Origin of the sequence: Actinomadura sp. SCN-SB, assembly GCF_043906805.1 — a bacterium.
In the GTDB taxonomy this organism is placed as follows: Bacteria; Actinomycetota; Actinomycetes; order Streptosporangiales; family Streptosporangiaceae; genus Spirillospora.
Genome location: NZ_JBIMPP010000047.1, coordinates 1 through 13,173, shown reverse-complemented (window position 1 = coordinate 13,173; position 13,173 = coordinate 1). Strand labels below are relative to the sequence as shown.

The window sequence follows — 13,173 nt, the reverse complement described above, 5'->3', positions numbered from 1 at the left end:
GGTCACCTTACCTCGCGGTTCCGGATGTGAGCGAATGCGGGCGAATGTGGGCGCAGACGTGTGATCAGGGCCATACGCATGTCCGAAACACTCCGGGAGTGCATGTACGTTGACGTGCTGTGGACACCGTTCGAGCACTCAGGTACGCCTCCCTCGGGGAGGCGACCTCGTTCCTCGTACTGCTGCTGATCGCGATGCCGCTCAAGTACGGAGCGGACATCCCGCAGGGCGTGTCGCTGGTAGGACCCGTCCACGGGGTTCTGTTCCTGGCGTACGTCGTGCTGGTGGTCGCGGCGCGCGAGGCCCTGGGATGGGATCTGAGGCGCACGGTGTCGGCATTGATCGCAGGCGTGCTTCCGGTGGCGCCGTTCCTGGTGGAGCGCTACTGGGTCAAGCCGGCCGGGTCCGTCGACCGAGCGGTCGACGAGGCCACGGCCTGAAGCTCTGCATGGCCGCGGCGGGTCTGGGGGGTCCTGCTGCGGCCATGCAGGGATCATCTCCCGCGCCCTCTTCGGGGGGCCGCCCCTACTTGGGAAGCCCGTCCGCCCTTCGTGGTTTCAGCGGGCGCGGTGACGGGCGCGGGGCGTCCGCCGGGCGCGGTGTGACCGACAGCCGGAAGTCGCGGGCCGCGAGCGCGCAGCTCCGATAGTCCGCGTAGTGGGTACGCAGCCAGCCGCGCCGCTGCTCCTCCGTCCACTGCCCGAACCTGCGCGCCGTCCGCATGTCCGTGATGGGGGGTGCCGCCCGTCCGAGCAGCCAGGCGTCGACCAGCGCGCGGTAACCGGGATTGCGGGGCGACGCGCATGCCTGCGTGTCGGCCAGGGACCGCATGATCTGCCGTACGGCGCGTACCTCGTAGCCGGGGGACAGCTCGTCGTCGAGATGGATGGACGCCGTCCCGCCCGCGACCGTCGCGGGCTCCGTGGCGGGACGCTGCACGACGCGGTTGAACTCGCCCGGTGTGCCGCTGAGACGGGTCGCCAGCGGTGTCGTCGCCGCCATGAGCGCGGGCAGCGCCGACCGTAGCGCGGGATGCACGCACACCGTCAGCGGCCATTCGCGGCATGCCAGGCGCACCGGTGCCGGGACGACCGCGCTGCCGCCGGAGCCCTGGAGGCCCGCCATCGCGTTCCCCGTCACCAGCAGCGCGAGCACCATCGGGACCGCCACGGCGCGGCGCCGCGTCACCCACCCCACATAGGCGAGGACCAGCGCCGCCGTGACGCCCATCGCCCACACCGTCTGATCCGCCAGCACGCTCGTGCGCAGCACGGTGAACAGCTCGACACGGTCGAGCGCCGCCGGGGGCAGCAGGCTCCACCACGACGTCCCGGGCGGGCGCAGCGCCGCCCACAGCCAGGTCAGCGCGGCGACCGCCACCACCGTCGCGGGACGCGGCACGGCCCGCCCCGCCAGGTAGCCGATCACCACGTGCAGCACGAGGGACGCCGTGCCCGCCAGCAGCCCGAGCGGGTAGGGGTGCCCGGCCTCCTGTCGCAGCATGGTCTCGACGGTCACGACGACCGTCACCGCCCCGTACGCCAGCGCCGCCGCCCCCGCGAGCAGCAGCAGGTCGAGCAGGGCGCCGGTGGCCGGGGAACGCGGCGAGAGATCCCTCAGGTAGTTCAGGCCGCGCTCGCGTACCGCCGTCCAGGCGGCCAGCCCCGCGGCGACGGGACCCAGCAGCCGCACGGAGTTGATCAGCGCGACCACCGAGTTGTCCCAGTACCCCACGCCCGGGACCAGGGACCGCCAGGCGGTCACGATCCCGATCCCCGCCAGCAGCGGGACGGCGAGCAGCAGTGCCGCACGCCGCGCGTCGAGCCGGAGCACCCGCCCCAGCTCAGACACCGGCGCCGCTCCTCGCGGGCCGCCGTCCGGCGTGGTTCCCGGGACGGACCGCCACGGCCTGCTTCTCCGCGGGCAGCGGAGCCTCGCCGCCCGCGGGATGGGCAGCGGCCCCCGCGCGCACGGCCGGGCGGGCGTCTTGGGACGGACACGTCTGGACGAACTTGCCTGCATGGTCGATGGGATGGGGAGAAGGCTGAGGAAGCGCACCGGGCGGATGGGGCGGGCCGGAGGGTGTTTCTGGGGCTTGGACGACCGTGCACGGGAGGGGCCTGGGGTTCGGCGCCGGGACGGGGAAGGACGGCGCGGGTTCGCCCCCCGCCGATGTCGGGGCGCGCGGCGCCGAGGTCGCGCGTGACGCCGAGGCCGTGCGGCGTGCCGAGGTCACACGGGGCGCGGAGGGGAGCAGGGCGGTGGGGGGCGCGGGACGGGGCGGGTAACGGGTCAGGCGCCCCCGGGCCAGCGTGTGGACCTCCCGGCACCAGGGGGCCAGGTGCTCGGGCTGGGCGCCGGAGACCACCACGGTGGGCGCCAGCGACCGGATCAGCGGGATCAGCTCGGCGAGCGCGGCCTCGTCGGCGGTGGTGCGGCGCGCGTACAACTCGTCGAGCGGATCGTCCAGCACGACGAGCTCGGGATCGTGGACGCACGCGGCGGCGAGCCCGGCGCGCAGCCGCACGTCCGGCGGGAGCAGCCCGAGCTCGGTGCGGCTCGAGTCGGCGACGTCGAGCCTTTTCATGATGTCGCGCGCTGCCGGCGCGCGCACCCGCTTGTAATAGGCCGCGTAGGTCACCAGTTCCTCGGTCGTCATGTTCCGGGCCCACTGGAACCTGCCGGGAAGGAAACCGATCCGCGCCCGGGCGGCGCGCAGGCCCCTGGCCGTCCCGATGTCATGCCCCAGGATTCTCAGCGCGCCGGAATGCGGCCGGCGCAATGTCGCGAACGTGGCCAGCAGAGTGGATTTGCCGGCACCCGGTGGACCGGCCACGCCGATCACGCCCTCGGCCATGCCGAAGGCCACCGGGCGCAGGAGCCACCGCCCCCCGCGGCGGACACCCATCCCTTGGGCCACGATCGCGGAACGCTCCGCGATCACACTTAACCCCCCATTGTTCCGTCATGCGATTCAGTGGCGGCCTGGAGGGGCACCGATGGCCATTCCGTGCCGTGGCGTGTGTTCCGCTAGGGCCGGACTCTCCTGCGAGCCCGGCGGCGAGCCCCATTTGCCGTCGCACCATGCATCGACTCGGTGACTATAACCGTGCTTGGCGATAGCTGTCAGCCTTCTTTCAGGTCCGGCGCCTGGGGTCCTGGATTCTTTGCCTACGGTAAGAACGGTCGAATTCCTTTATTCAGCGTTAAATTGGGTGCAGGACGGCCGAGCCGGGCGGAAGGCGGCCGGATCATCCCGTACCGGACGTCCGGGCGGGCGTGCGACGGGTCCGGTGACGGGTCCGCCGGCGGGTCCCGCGCAAAGCGTGCTCAGCTAGCGGCGTACGGACGTACGGACCGCGGCGTTCATGCGGCAGGATGGACCCATGCCTTCTCGGGACTTTTCGTTGCACGGGGCCATCGACCTGGGGGCGCGCCAGGCCGCCGCCAAGAGGCAACAGGAACGCCAGGCGAACGCGGGCGCGTCGGGCGGCGACGGCGGTGGCGGCGCCTACGTCGTGGACGTGACCGACCAGACCTTCAACACCGAGGTGGTGGAGCGGTCGCGCACCGTTCCGGTGCTCGTCGACTTCTGGGCCGAATGGTGCGGGCCGTGCAAGCAGCTCGGCCCGATCCTGGAGAAGCTGGCGGGCGAGGCCGCGGGCAAATGGATCCTCGCCAAGGTCGACATCGACGCCAACCCGGCGCTCGCCCAGTACATGCAGCAGATGGGCGTGCGGGGCATCCCGTTCGTCGCCGCCGTCGTGGGCGGGCAGTTGCTGCCGTTCCTGAACGGCGCCGCCCCCGAGCCGCAGGTGCGGCAGGCCATCGACCAGCTCTTCGAGGCGCTGCGCAAGGAGGGCCTCATCCCCGACGGCGCCGGCGCCCCGGACGGGCAGGGCGCGCAGGCGCAGCCGCAGGCCGACCCGGTGTACGCCGAGGCCGAGGAAGCCCTGCAGAAGGGCGACCTGGACGGCGCCAAGGCCGCCTTCCAGCGCATCCTCGACAAGTCCCCGCAGGACGCCGACGCCAAGCGCGGCCTGGCACTGGTGGAGCTCAGCCTGCGCGTCAGGTCCCTGGACGCGCGCCAGGTCATCAAGGAGGCCGAGGAACGCCCCACCGACGTGCGGGCACAGACCCAGGCCGCCGACGTCGAACTGGTCTCCGGCCGCATCGAGGACGCCTTCGACCGGCTGGTGGCCACCGTCCGGCGCACCTCCGGGGACGACCGCGACACCGCGCGCAAGCACCTGCTCACCCTCTTCGAGGTCATGCCCTCGGACGACCCGCGCGTGGGCAAGGCCCGCCGCGGCCTCCAGTCGGCGCTGTTCTGACGGAAACCCCTTGAGCGCGCGCGTCGTCACGGTCTCCGCCACGTTCGGCGCGGGCGGCAGCTCGATCGGCCCCGCCGTCGCCGACGCGCTGGGCCTGCCCTTCGTCGACCGCGCGATCCCCGTCTCCGTCGCCGCCGAGATCGGCTGCACCCTCGAAGAGGTCCTCGCGCACGACGACCGTGCCGAAAGGGGCCTCGGGCGGCTGCTCGCGAACGCCGCCAGGCTGCCCAGCGCCACCCTCGGCGGCATGGACGTCTACCTGCCCGGCACCGCGTTCGTCCCGGAAGAGGAGTTCGTCTCCCACACCGAACGGTTCATCCGCCAGGTCGCGCGCGAGGACGGCGGCGTGATCCTCGGCCGCGCCGGAGCCCTGGTGCTCGCCGACCACCCCGAGGCGCTGCACGTCAGGCTGGACGGCGACCGCGAACGGCGGCTCGGCCACGCCCTCCGGGCGGCGGACAGGGCGGACGAGGTGCCCCGGACCGGGACGTCTCAGCGCGCCATGGAGCGTATGCTCGATGACAATGACCGCGCACGGGCGGCCTACGTGAAGCACTTCTACGGGGCCGATCCCGCCGATCCGCGGCTCTACCACCTCGTGGTCGACACCACGAGGCTCCCCGAGCCCGCCGTCGTCGACCTCATCGTCACCGCGGCGCGGGCGCTCTGAGGTGGCCCCGGGACACCCTTCCCGGGACGGTCCGAGCCGGCAGGACGGCGAACCCGGGCGGCGGCCCCCCACGGACGCGCCGCGGGACGCGCCCGAGCGGAACAACGACGTACCCGGTAGAGATACCCGGTAGTAGAGGGGAACAAGTCGTGGCGAGCGTGCCCAGCGTGTCGTACTCCATCACCGTCCGCCTGGAGGTCCCGGCGGGCGGCAAGGCCGTCAGCCAGATCACCCACGTGGTGGAGAACGCCGGCGGCATCGTCACCGCCCTCGACGTCAACACCGCCGGGCACGAGACGCTCCGGATCGACGTCACCATCGCCACCCGCGACACCGAGCACGCCGAGTCCATCGCCGCGGCCCTGGAACAGATCGACGCCGTCCACATCCACAAGGTCAGCGACCGCACCTTCCTCATGCACCTCGGCGGCAAGATCGAGATGCAGTCCAAGGTGCCGCTGCGCAACCGCGACGAACTGTCCATGGCCTACACGCCCGGTGTCGCACGGGTCTCGCTGGCCATCGCCCGCAACCCCGAGGACGTCCGGCGCCTCACCATCAAACGCAACAGCGTCGCCGTCGTCACCGACGGCTCCGCCGTCCTCGGCCTCGGCAACATCGGCCCGCAGGCCGCCCTGCCCGTCATGGAGGGCAAGGCCGCCCTCTTCAAACGGTTCGCCGGGATCGACGCCTGGCCGATCTGCCTGGACACCCAGGACACCGACGAGATCGTCCGTACCGTCCAGATCCTGGCGCCCGCCTTCGGCGGCATCAACCTGGAGGACATCTCCGCGCCCCGCTGCTTCGAGGTCGAGGCCAGGCTCCGCGACCTCCTGGACATCCCCGTCTTCCACGACGACCAGCACGGCACCGCCATCTGCGTCCTGGCCGCCCTGACCAACGCGCTGCGCGTCGTCGGCAAGGACATCGGCGCCGTGCGGATCACCATGGCCGGCGCTGGCGCCGCCGGCACCGCCATCCTCAAACTGCTCATGCACGCCGGCGCCACCGACATGATCGTCTGCGACTACAAGGGAGCGGTCCACAAGGGCCGCGACGACCTCGACGACTCCCTCCGCTGGATCGCCGAGCACACCAACGCCGACGGCTACACCGGTGACCTGCGCGGCGCCGTCAAGGGCGCCGACGTGTTCATCGGCGTCTCCGCCCCCGGCATCCTCACCGGCGGCGACATCGCCGCCATGAACGACGACGCCATCGTGTTCGCCCTCGCCAACCCCGAACCCGAGATCGCCCCCGACCAGGCCCGCGAACACGCCGCCGTCGTCGCCACCGGCCGCAGCGACTACCCCAACCAGATCAACAACGTGCTCGCCTTCCCCGGCGTCTTCCGGGGCCTCCTCGACGCCCAGGCCGACGGCGTCACCCAGGACATGCTCCTCGCCGCCGCCACCGCCCTCGCCGCCGTCGTCACCGACGACGAACTCGGCCCGAACTACATCATCCCCAGCGTCTTCCACGCCGACGTAGCCTCCAGCGTGGCCGCCGCCGTTAGGGAAGCTGTGACATATGTGGGGGGACGACCCCCCACAACCCCCGGTGCGGGGCGGAATGCCGCGTCCCTGCGCTCGTAGAACTCGCTCCGGGCCGCGGCTGTGACATATGTGGGGGGACGACCCCCCACAACCCCCGGTGTAGGGGCTCCGCCCCTACGACCCCGGCAGGAGGCTCCGCCCCCTGCACCCCCGTGGGGCTTCGCCCCTTCGGTCTCACCTGGGTATGCGTTCCGCTGCGGCGTCTCCACCCCGGCGGGCGGGCGGGCTACGCCTCCTTGGTCTCACTAGCGGGTGGGCGCGCGTTCGTTACCGGCTGCGCCGTCTTCACCCGGCGGGGCCTCGGCCTGCTGGCCCTCGGTCGAAGCTTTGACCGGGGCTCGCTGAGTGAAGGGTGTGGATGGCTTTGGCGTCCGTCGGGCTCGGAACGGGCTTGGGCGTGTTCGACTGGCCCGCGCAGGGGCGGCGGCCCCGTGGGTGTTCTTGCGGGAGTGGGCTTGTCGTGTCCCTTGGGAGCCAGGACGTGGGTCCCGGCTCCCCGTTATGCGCCGAGCCGCGCGACGCCGCCGGCAGAGGGCGTTCGGCCGCGGTGAGCCGGCCGCGGTCGGCGCGGGGGTCAGCTCTTCTTGGTTCCGCCGAAGAGGTGTTCGCGGCGGCGGGGCCAGATGCCGCCGTACCAGAAGATGATCGCGCCGGTGACCATCGCGGCGCCGCCGGTGGCGGCGCGGGCCCACAGCACGGTGTCGTCCGGGCCGGTGCGTGGTAGCTGGTCGTCCGGGGACTTGGAGGGCGTCGGCTCCTCGGTCTCGGACGGGGTGGGGGACGCGGTGCGGCAGTTGGCGGTGACCGACCTCGTCCGTATCGGCTCGTTCCGCAGGGTGATCTGGATGGTGGTGCGGCGATCCTCGCGGAGGGTGAGGGAGACGGTGCGGGTCTGGCCCGCGCCGATGCGGCCGGGGGTGGCGGCGGTGCCGTCGTTGCGTTCGATCGCGAAGTCCTCGGCGCGGGGGCCGGTGTTGCGGATGGTGACCTCGATCGTGCGTGCGGGGCAACGTACGGAGCCGATCGAGATCTGCAGCGGCTGTACGGGCACCGCCGGGGTCGTGGTGCGGGTGGGCGTCGGTGACGGGGAGGCCGTCCGGGTCGGGGACGCGGTGGTGGGCGTCGGCGACGGGCTGGTGGGGGTGCCGGTCGCGGTGGGGCTGTCCGAGGTGGGGGAGGGGGACGGGGAGGTCGTGCTGCCGGCCGGGCTGCCGTCCGCGCGCGAGACCTGGTCCCAGATGGCGGGGATCGCGATCAGCGCCCCGATGGCGAAGAAGACGGCGGCGATGACGACCCTGGGCAACTGCATCGCGATCCTCCCAGCCCGCGGGCGCGCACGTCCTCTCCGACCCGCGTACGGACGTGTTCCTAGATCATTATTGACCCAGGCCCGTATTGTGCTTGTATCCCCGGACAAGTGGAATGCTTAACAGGCTAACGAGTGGGGGGACGTGCCGCCGGAGGTCTCGGCAACGCATCATGGAATCCATGGAAGACGGCATCAGGGTGGGGCTCCTGCTGGTCGCCACGCCTCAACTGGAGGACCCGAACTTCAAGCGGAGCGTCGTCCTGGTGGTGGAGCACGACGTGGAGGGCGGAACGCTCGGCGTTGTCCTGAACCGGCCGACCGAGGTGCCGGTCGACCGCGTGCTGCCGCCGTGGGCCGAGCTGGTGACGGGTCCGTCCGTCGTCTTCCAGGGCGGTCCCGTCGCGCTGGACAACGCGCTGGCGCTGGCCCGGCTCCCCGGCGAGGACGAGCCGCTGGGCTGGCGTGCCCTGGACGGCGGCTCCGAGGTCGCGAGGGTCGGTCTGGTCGATCTGGACGCGCCGCCCGCCCTGCTGGCGCCCGAGCTGTTGCAACTGCGGGTGTTCGCCGGGTACGCGGGCTGGTCGGCGGGCCAGCTGCGCTCGGAGATCGAGGAGGGCGCCTGGTACCTGGTGCCCGCCGAGGCCGGGGACGTCTTCGCGGGCGACCCCGATCGGCTCTGGCAGGAGGTCCTGCGTCGCCAGGGCGGTGACCTGGCGTTCGTGTCCACCTTCCCCGAGGATCCCACCCTGAACTGAGCCGCCCCGGGACGGGGAAGAGGCGCCGGGTTCGCGGTCGTTGGATTCAGGGACGACGGGCCGTACGGCATCCGGCGAAGGTGTCGGAGTCCTGAACTAAGGTGTGGGGCCAGGAGGCATGATGAGCACCCAGATGAGCACGAAGATCCTTCCCGAGAGCGATACCAGGCCGGATCTCTCGCATGGCGATGGCGATCATGAGCGGTTCGCCCACTATGTGAAGAAGGCCAAGATCACCGAGAGCGCCGTCACCGGCACCCCCGTGATCGCGCTGTGCGGCAAGGTCTGGGTCCCCAACCGCGACCCGAAGAAGTACCCCGTATGCCCGGAGTGCAAGGAGATCTACGACTCCATGCAGCCTGGGGGTGGGGACGAAGAGTGACCCCGGCCGCGTACCAGGGCCTGACCACCGCCCCGCACCGCGGCGAAGCCCCCCATGGGGCGAGGGACGAAGCCCGGTGGACGGGCCATAACGAGGAACGAGCGAAGGTGCGTCCACCCCGCGCCGGGGGGTGCGGGGGGTCGCGCCCCCACGATGAACCGTGAGTACGTTCGCTGCATCCGACATGCCCCCCGCGTTCCCCGAGCGGGCCGCCTGGGGCACGGCGTCGTCACTGCGTGCTTGGCAGCAGCAGGCGCTGGAGGCGTACTTCGGCCGCGACGGGACCTCCCCGGGGCCGCGCGACTTCCTGGCCGTCGCCACGCCGGGTGCCGGTAAGACCACGTTCGCGCTGCGCCTCGCCCGGGAGCTGCTCGATCGCCGGATCGTCGCCGCCATCACCGTGGTCTGCCCCACCGAGCACCTGAAGCGGCAGTGGGCGGAGTCGGCGTCCAGGGTCGGCATCAAGATCGACCCCGAGTACCAGAACGGGCAGGGCGCGGTCGGCAAGGAGTACCTGGGCATCGCCGTCACGTACGCGACGGTCGCGGCGCGTCCCGCGCTGCACCGCAACCGCACGGAGGCGCGCAAGACCCTGGTGATCTTCGACGAGGTGCACCACGCGGGCGACGGCCTGTCCTGGGGCGACGCGGTGCGCGAGGCGTTCGAGCCCGCGACGCGGCGGCTGTCGCTGTCGGGGACGCCGTTCCGCACCGACATCAACCCGATCCCGTTCGTCCGGTACGAGGAGGGCCCGGACGGCGTCCGGCGCAGCAGGGCCGACTACACCTACGGGTACGGGCCGGCGCTCGCCGACGGCGTCGTCCGTCCGGTGATCTTCCTGGCGTACGCGGGGGAGATGCGCTGGCGGACCCGGGCCGGCGACGAGATCACCGCGACCCTCGGCGAGCCGCTGACCCAGGACCAGACGGCGCAGGCGTGGCGGGCCGCGCTCGACCCCAAGGGCGACTGGATCAAGCAGGTGCTGGTGGCCGCGGACCGCCGGCTCACCGAGCTGCGCCGCGCCATCCCCGACGCCGCCGGGCTGGTGATCGCCACCGACCACGAGGCGGCCCGCGCGTACGCCAGGATGCTGCGCTCGGTGACCGGCCAGGGCGCGACCGTGGTGCTGTCGGACGACCCCACCGCGTCCAAGAAGATCAAGACGTTCGCGGAGACCGACGACCGCTGGATGGTGGCGGTGCGGATGGTGTCGGAGGGCGTCGACATCCCGCGCCTCGCCGTCGGCGTGTACGCCACGTCCACCAGCACGGCGCTGTTCTTCGCGCAGGCCGTGGGGCGTTTCGTCCGGGCGCGCAGGCGCGGTGAGACGGCCTCGGTGTTCCTGCCGTCCGTGCCGACGCTGATGGGGCACGCCGCCGAGATGGAGACCGAGCGCGACCACGTCCTCGACCGTCCCCTGCGGGAGGACGGCCTGGACGACGAGCTGCTCGCCGAGGCGAACCGGCGGCGCGACACGTCCGATGTCGGTGAGGAGCTCCCGTTCGAGACGGTGGAGGCGTCCGCCACGTTCGACCGCGTCCTGTACGACGGCGGCGAGTTCGGGATGCAGGCCGCCGCCGGATCCGCCGAGGAGGAGGAGTACCTCGGCATTCCCGGCCTGCTCGAACCCGAACAGGTCGCCGCCCTGCTCCGCAAGCGCCAGGCGGAACAGGTCAAGGCCGAGCGCAAGCGCAGGACGGCCGGTCAGAAGGCCGATGACCGCACCGCCGCGGAGACCCTGCACGAGCTGCGCAAGGAGCTGAACGGCCTGGTCGGCGCCTGGAACCATCGCACCGGCCAGCCGCACGGGGTGATCCACAACGAGCTGCGCCGTACGTGCGGCGGCCCGGCCATCGCCCAGGCGTCCGCCGACGACATCCGCAAGCGGATCGCGAAGATCCGCGAATGGGCGGCGCGGCGCCGGTCCTGATCGCGGCCCGGCAGGCCCCCGACCTGCGTCATCCCGCAATTGTCGGCGGCAATGGATAGCCTCTTTACCCTAGTCCAGGGAATCATGGAGTCGTGGAACGATTGCGGGGTTGGCCGGTCACCTTGACCGAGGGGCCGGTCGGGCTGCGCCCGCTCCGGCACCGTGACGCTGCTACCTGGCGTGACCTGCGGGTGCGCAACGCCGACTGGCTACGTCCTTGGGAACCCACCAACCCTGAGACACCGCTCTTCCGAAGCGGCCTCGGCCCGTACATCAGCATGGTGCACACCATGCGGCGCGAGGCCCGCCAAGGACTCGCCCTGCCGTGGGTCGTCACGCACGAGGGCGATTTCGTCGGGCAGCTCACCATCGGGGCGATCGTGTGGGGTTCGGCCAGGTCCGCGCAGGTCGGGTACTGGGTGGATCGTCAGGTCGCCGGCCGCGGCGTCATCCCCACCGCGGTGGCGCTCGCCGTGGACCACTGTTTCTTCACCGTGGGCCTGCACCGGGTGGAGGCCAATATTCGCCCGGAGAACACCGCGAGCCGCCGCGTGGTGGAAAAACTCGGTTTCCGGGAAGAGGGAATTCGCCGCCGCCATCTGCACATCGACGGGGCCTGGCGGGACCACATCTGCTACGCCCTCACCGTTGAAGACGTCCCCGGTGGCCTGCGCGCACGCTGGCTCGGCGGCCAGCGGCGGGCATTTCCCCGCTCCCCTTCGTGACCCGACTTCCATCGGTCACTTTCTGCGGTAAGAATCCTCCGAACGCGAAGAGCGTGCAAACGGAGAGTAACCCCGGGCTCGATCTCGCGACACACCGCCTCTTATGCTCGTCAAGCTCTGACACCGGCTCGTACCGTGCGGGACGTGACCCTGCTCCCAATGCACATCCGCGCGCCGAAAGTCGGCCCGCCGTTGTCCCCGGCGGTGTGCCGGTGAGCAGTGCCGTCCTTTATCTGGCCATCGTCGCGGTCTGGGCCATCGTCCTGGTCCCCATGTGGCTCCGCCGCGACAGATCCCGCCTCCTCACCAAACGCACGCCCGAGGAGGAAGAGGAGCCCACGGCGGACCCGTCCACGTCTCCTTCGCCGTCCCCCGCGCCGGTGCCGCGCCGCCGCCAGAGCCGCGCCGCGATCATCGCCCGGCGCCGCCGACGCACGGCCGGCCTCACCCTCCTCCTCGCCACCACCATCGGCGTCGTCGTCCCCGGCCTCGCCCCCTGGTGGATCACCCTTCCCCCGGTCGCCCTCCTCGCCGGCCACCTCGCCCTCCTCCGCGTGGCCGTCCGCATGGACGCCGCCGTCCGCCACCAGCGCATGGCCCGCGCCCGCGAAGCCCGCCGCGAGGAACCCCAGGCCGAGGTCATCGAGCTGGCCGCCCCCACCGAGGTCGAGGTCTTCGACCAGTACGCCGACGACCGCCACGCCGTCGGCGAATAAACCCCTGCGCGAGCACCCTCCCGAGTTTGCTAACCTTACGGAGGTTCCTGGGGCTGTAGCGCAGTCCGGTAGCGCACCTCGTTCGCATCGAGGGGGTCAGGGGTTCAAATCCCCTCAGCTCCACCTAGGATTCGCAGGTCAAGGGCCTGATCGTCACCCTTGACCGTTGGTCATCGGGTCCATGGCGGCAGGGTCCTGGGCGCCGATGGCGAGGCCCTCTCCCACGCCCGTGTGGTGACCGGCGCCCCACGCCGCGTCGCCCATGAATCGCGAAGAAGCCTGACCGCGGGCTGCCGGCTTTTCAGCAGGCGACCTGTTCGGGGTTCGTTGGCCGGCCCGGACACTCAGTCGCGACCACGTACCGGATTCATGATCGATCGGTTCGTACCGCTGTTCTCGCCCCCCCACTCATCTGCCGCAGGCCGCGCAAATCCGCCGAAGACCGGATGTCATCTGTCGGGTGTGGCGCTGGGGTGCTCCAGCGCCCAGGCGCAGATGGCGGACAGCGGCTCCTGCAGGGTCTTTCCGAGTGCGGTCAGGGCGTACTCGACATGCTGTGGGGCGGTGTCTTTGAGCACCCGTCGTTCGACCAGCCCGTCCCTTTCCATGTTCCGCAGGGTCTCGGTCAGGACCTTCTGCGTGATGCCGGGCAACCTGCGGCGCAGTTCGGCGTGCCGCTGCGGTCCGGCGAGCAGCGCGTAGATCAGCAGGATCCGCCACTTGGCGGCCAGTCGCTCCAGCGCCTGTCGGGTCGCGCAGCTTTCTTCCAGGACGTCGGGTATCACAAATGCCAAGG

13 protein-coding genes and 1 tRNA gene are annotated in these 13,173 nt (G+C 71.6%); 10 read left to right on the top strand and 4 right to left on the bottom strand.

The window, feature by feature from the left end; translation table 11 throughout:
- Positions 1-119 precede the first annotated feature (119 nt).
- Positions 120-440, top strand: coding sequence for a DUF3817 domain-containing protein (locus ACGWYJ_RS26240; RefSeq protein WP_395108987.1), 321 nt, complete (start codon positions 120-122; stop codon positions 438-440).
- An 85-nt stretch (positions 441-525) separates the two neighbouring features.
- Here ACGWYJ_RS26240 and ACGWYJ_RS26235 read toward each other — a convergent pair whose 3' ends face one another.
- Both ACGWYJ_RS26235 and ACGWYJ_RS26230 read right to left on the bottom strand, forming a co-directional pair.
- The gene (locus ACGWYJ_RS26235; protein ID WP_395108986.1) at positions 526-1,851 is read right to left on the bottom strand and encodes a hypothetical protein; all 1,326 of its coding nucleotides are present in this window, start codon (positions 1,849-1,851) and stop codon (positions 526-528) included.
- Positions 1,844-2,869, bottom strand: coding sequence for an ATP-binding cassette domain-containing protein (locus ACGWYJ_RS26230; protein ID WP_395108985.1), 1,026 nt, complete (start codon positions 2,867-2,869; stop codon positions 1,844-1,846). Before ACGWYJ_RS26230 ends, ACGWYJ_RS26235 begins: the two co-directional genes overlap by 8 nt.
- Positions 2,870-3,386: 517 nt before the next feature.
- On the opposite strand from ACGWYJ_RS26230, the gene ACGWYJ_RS26225 reads away from it, so the two are divergent.
- The 3 genes from ACGWYJ_RS26225 to ACGWYJ_RS26215 all read left to right on the top strand — a co-directional run bounded on the left by ACGWYJ_RS26225 (position 3,387) and on the right by ACGWYJ_RS26215 (position 6,599).
- Positions 3,387-4,334, top strand: coding sequence for a tetratricopeptide repeat protein (locus ACGWYJ_RS26225; RefSeq protein ID WP_395108984.1), 948 nt, complete (start codon positions 3,387-3,389; stop codon positions 4,332-4,334).
- A 10-nt stretch (positions 4,335-4,344) separates the two neighbouring features.
- A complete protein-coding gene (locus ACGWYJ_RS26220; protein ID WP_395108983.1) occupies positions 4,345-5,004 on the top strand; it encodes an AAA family ATPase in 660 nt (219 codons plus the stop codon).
- Between the two features lie 149 nt (positions 5,005-5,153).
- Complete coding sequence (locus ACGWYJ_RS26215) at positions 5,154-6,599, top strand: NAD-dependent malic enzyme (protein WP_395108982.1); 1,446 nt, start codon at positions 5,154-5,156, stop codon at positions 6,597-6,599.
- Positions 6,600-7,134: 535 nt separating this feature from the next.
- Here the strand turns inward: ACGWYJ_RS26215 and ACGWYJ_RS26210 are convergent.
- Positions 7,135-7,869: a hypothetical protein gene (locus ACGWYJ_RS26210; protein ID WP_395108981.1), complete on the bottom strand. Its 735-nt coding sequence runs from the start codon at positions 7,867-7,869 to the stop codon at positions 7,135-7,137.
- Positions 7,870-8,048: 179 nt separating this feature from the next.
- Here ACGWYJ_RS26210 and ACGWYJ_RS26205 point away from each other — a divergent pair, with 179 nt between their 5' ends.
- The 6 genes from ACGWYJ_RS26205 (at position 8,049) to ACGWYJ_RS26180 (ending at position 12,500) form a co-directional block, all read left to right on the top strand.
- Positions 8,049-8,624 carry a YqgE/AlgH family protein gene (locus tag ACGWYJ_RS26205; protein ID WP_285695491.1) on the top strand — a complete coding sequence of 192 codons (576 nt, stop codon included), beginning with the start codon at positions 8,049-8,051 and terminating at the stop codon, positions 8,622-8,624.
- Between the two features lie 133 nt (positions 8,625-8,757).
- Complete coding sequence (locus ACGWYJ_RS26200; RefSeq protein ID WP_285695492.1) at positions 8,758-9,006, top strand: DUF3039 domain-containing protein; 249 nt, start codon at positions 8,758-8,760, stop codon at positions 9,004-9,006.
- Between the two features lie 184 nt (positions 9,007-9,190).
- A complete protein-coding gene (locus ACGWYJ_RS26195) occupies positions 9,191-10,936 on the top strand; it encodes a DEAD/DEAH box helicase (protein ID WP_395108980.1) in 1,746 nt (581 codons plus the stop codon).
- A 92-nt stretch (positions 10,937-11,028) separates the two neighbouring features.
- Positions 11,029-11,661: a GNAT family N-acetyltransferase gene (locus ACGWYJ_RS26190; RefSeq protein ID WP_285695493.1), complete on the top strand. Its 633-nt coding sequence runs from the start codon at positions 11,029-11,031 to the stop codon at positions 11,659-11,661.
- A 212-nt stretch (positions 11,662-11,873) separates the two neighbouring features.
- Positions 11,874-12,377, top strand: coding sequence for a hypothetical protein (locus ACGWYJ_RS26185; protein WP_395108979.1), 504 nt, complete (start codon positions 11,874-11,876; stop codon positions 12,375-12,377).
- Positions 12,378-12,426: 49 nt separating this feature from the next.
- A tRNA-Ala gene (locus tag ACGWYJ_RS26180) sits at positions 12,427-12,500 on the top strand.
- A gap of 326 nt (positions 12,501-12,826) precedes the next feature.
- Here ACGWYJ_RS26180 and ACGWYJ_RS26175 read toward each other — a convergent pair.
- Positions 12,827-13,173: winged helix-turn-helix transcriptional regulator (locus ACGWYJ_RS26175; RefSeq protein WP_395108978.1), on the bottom strand; the 347-nt coding region annotated here is incomplete at its 5' end.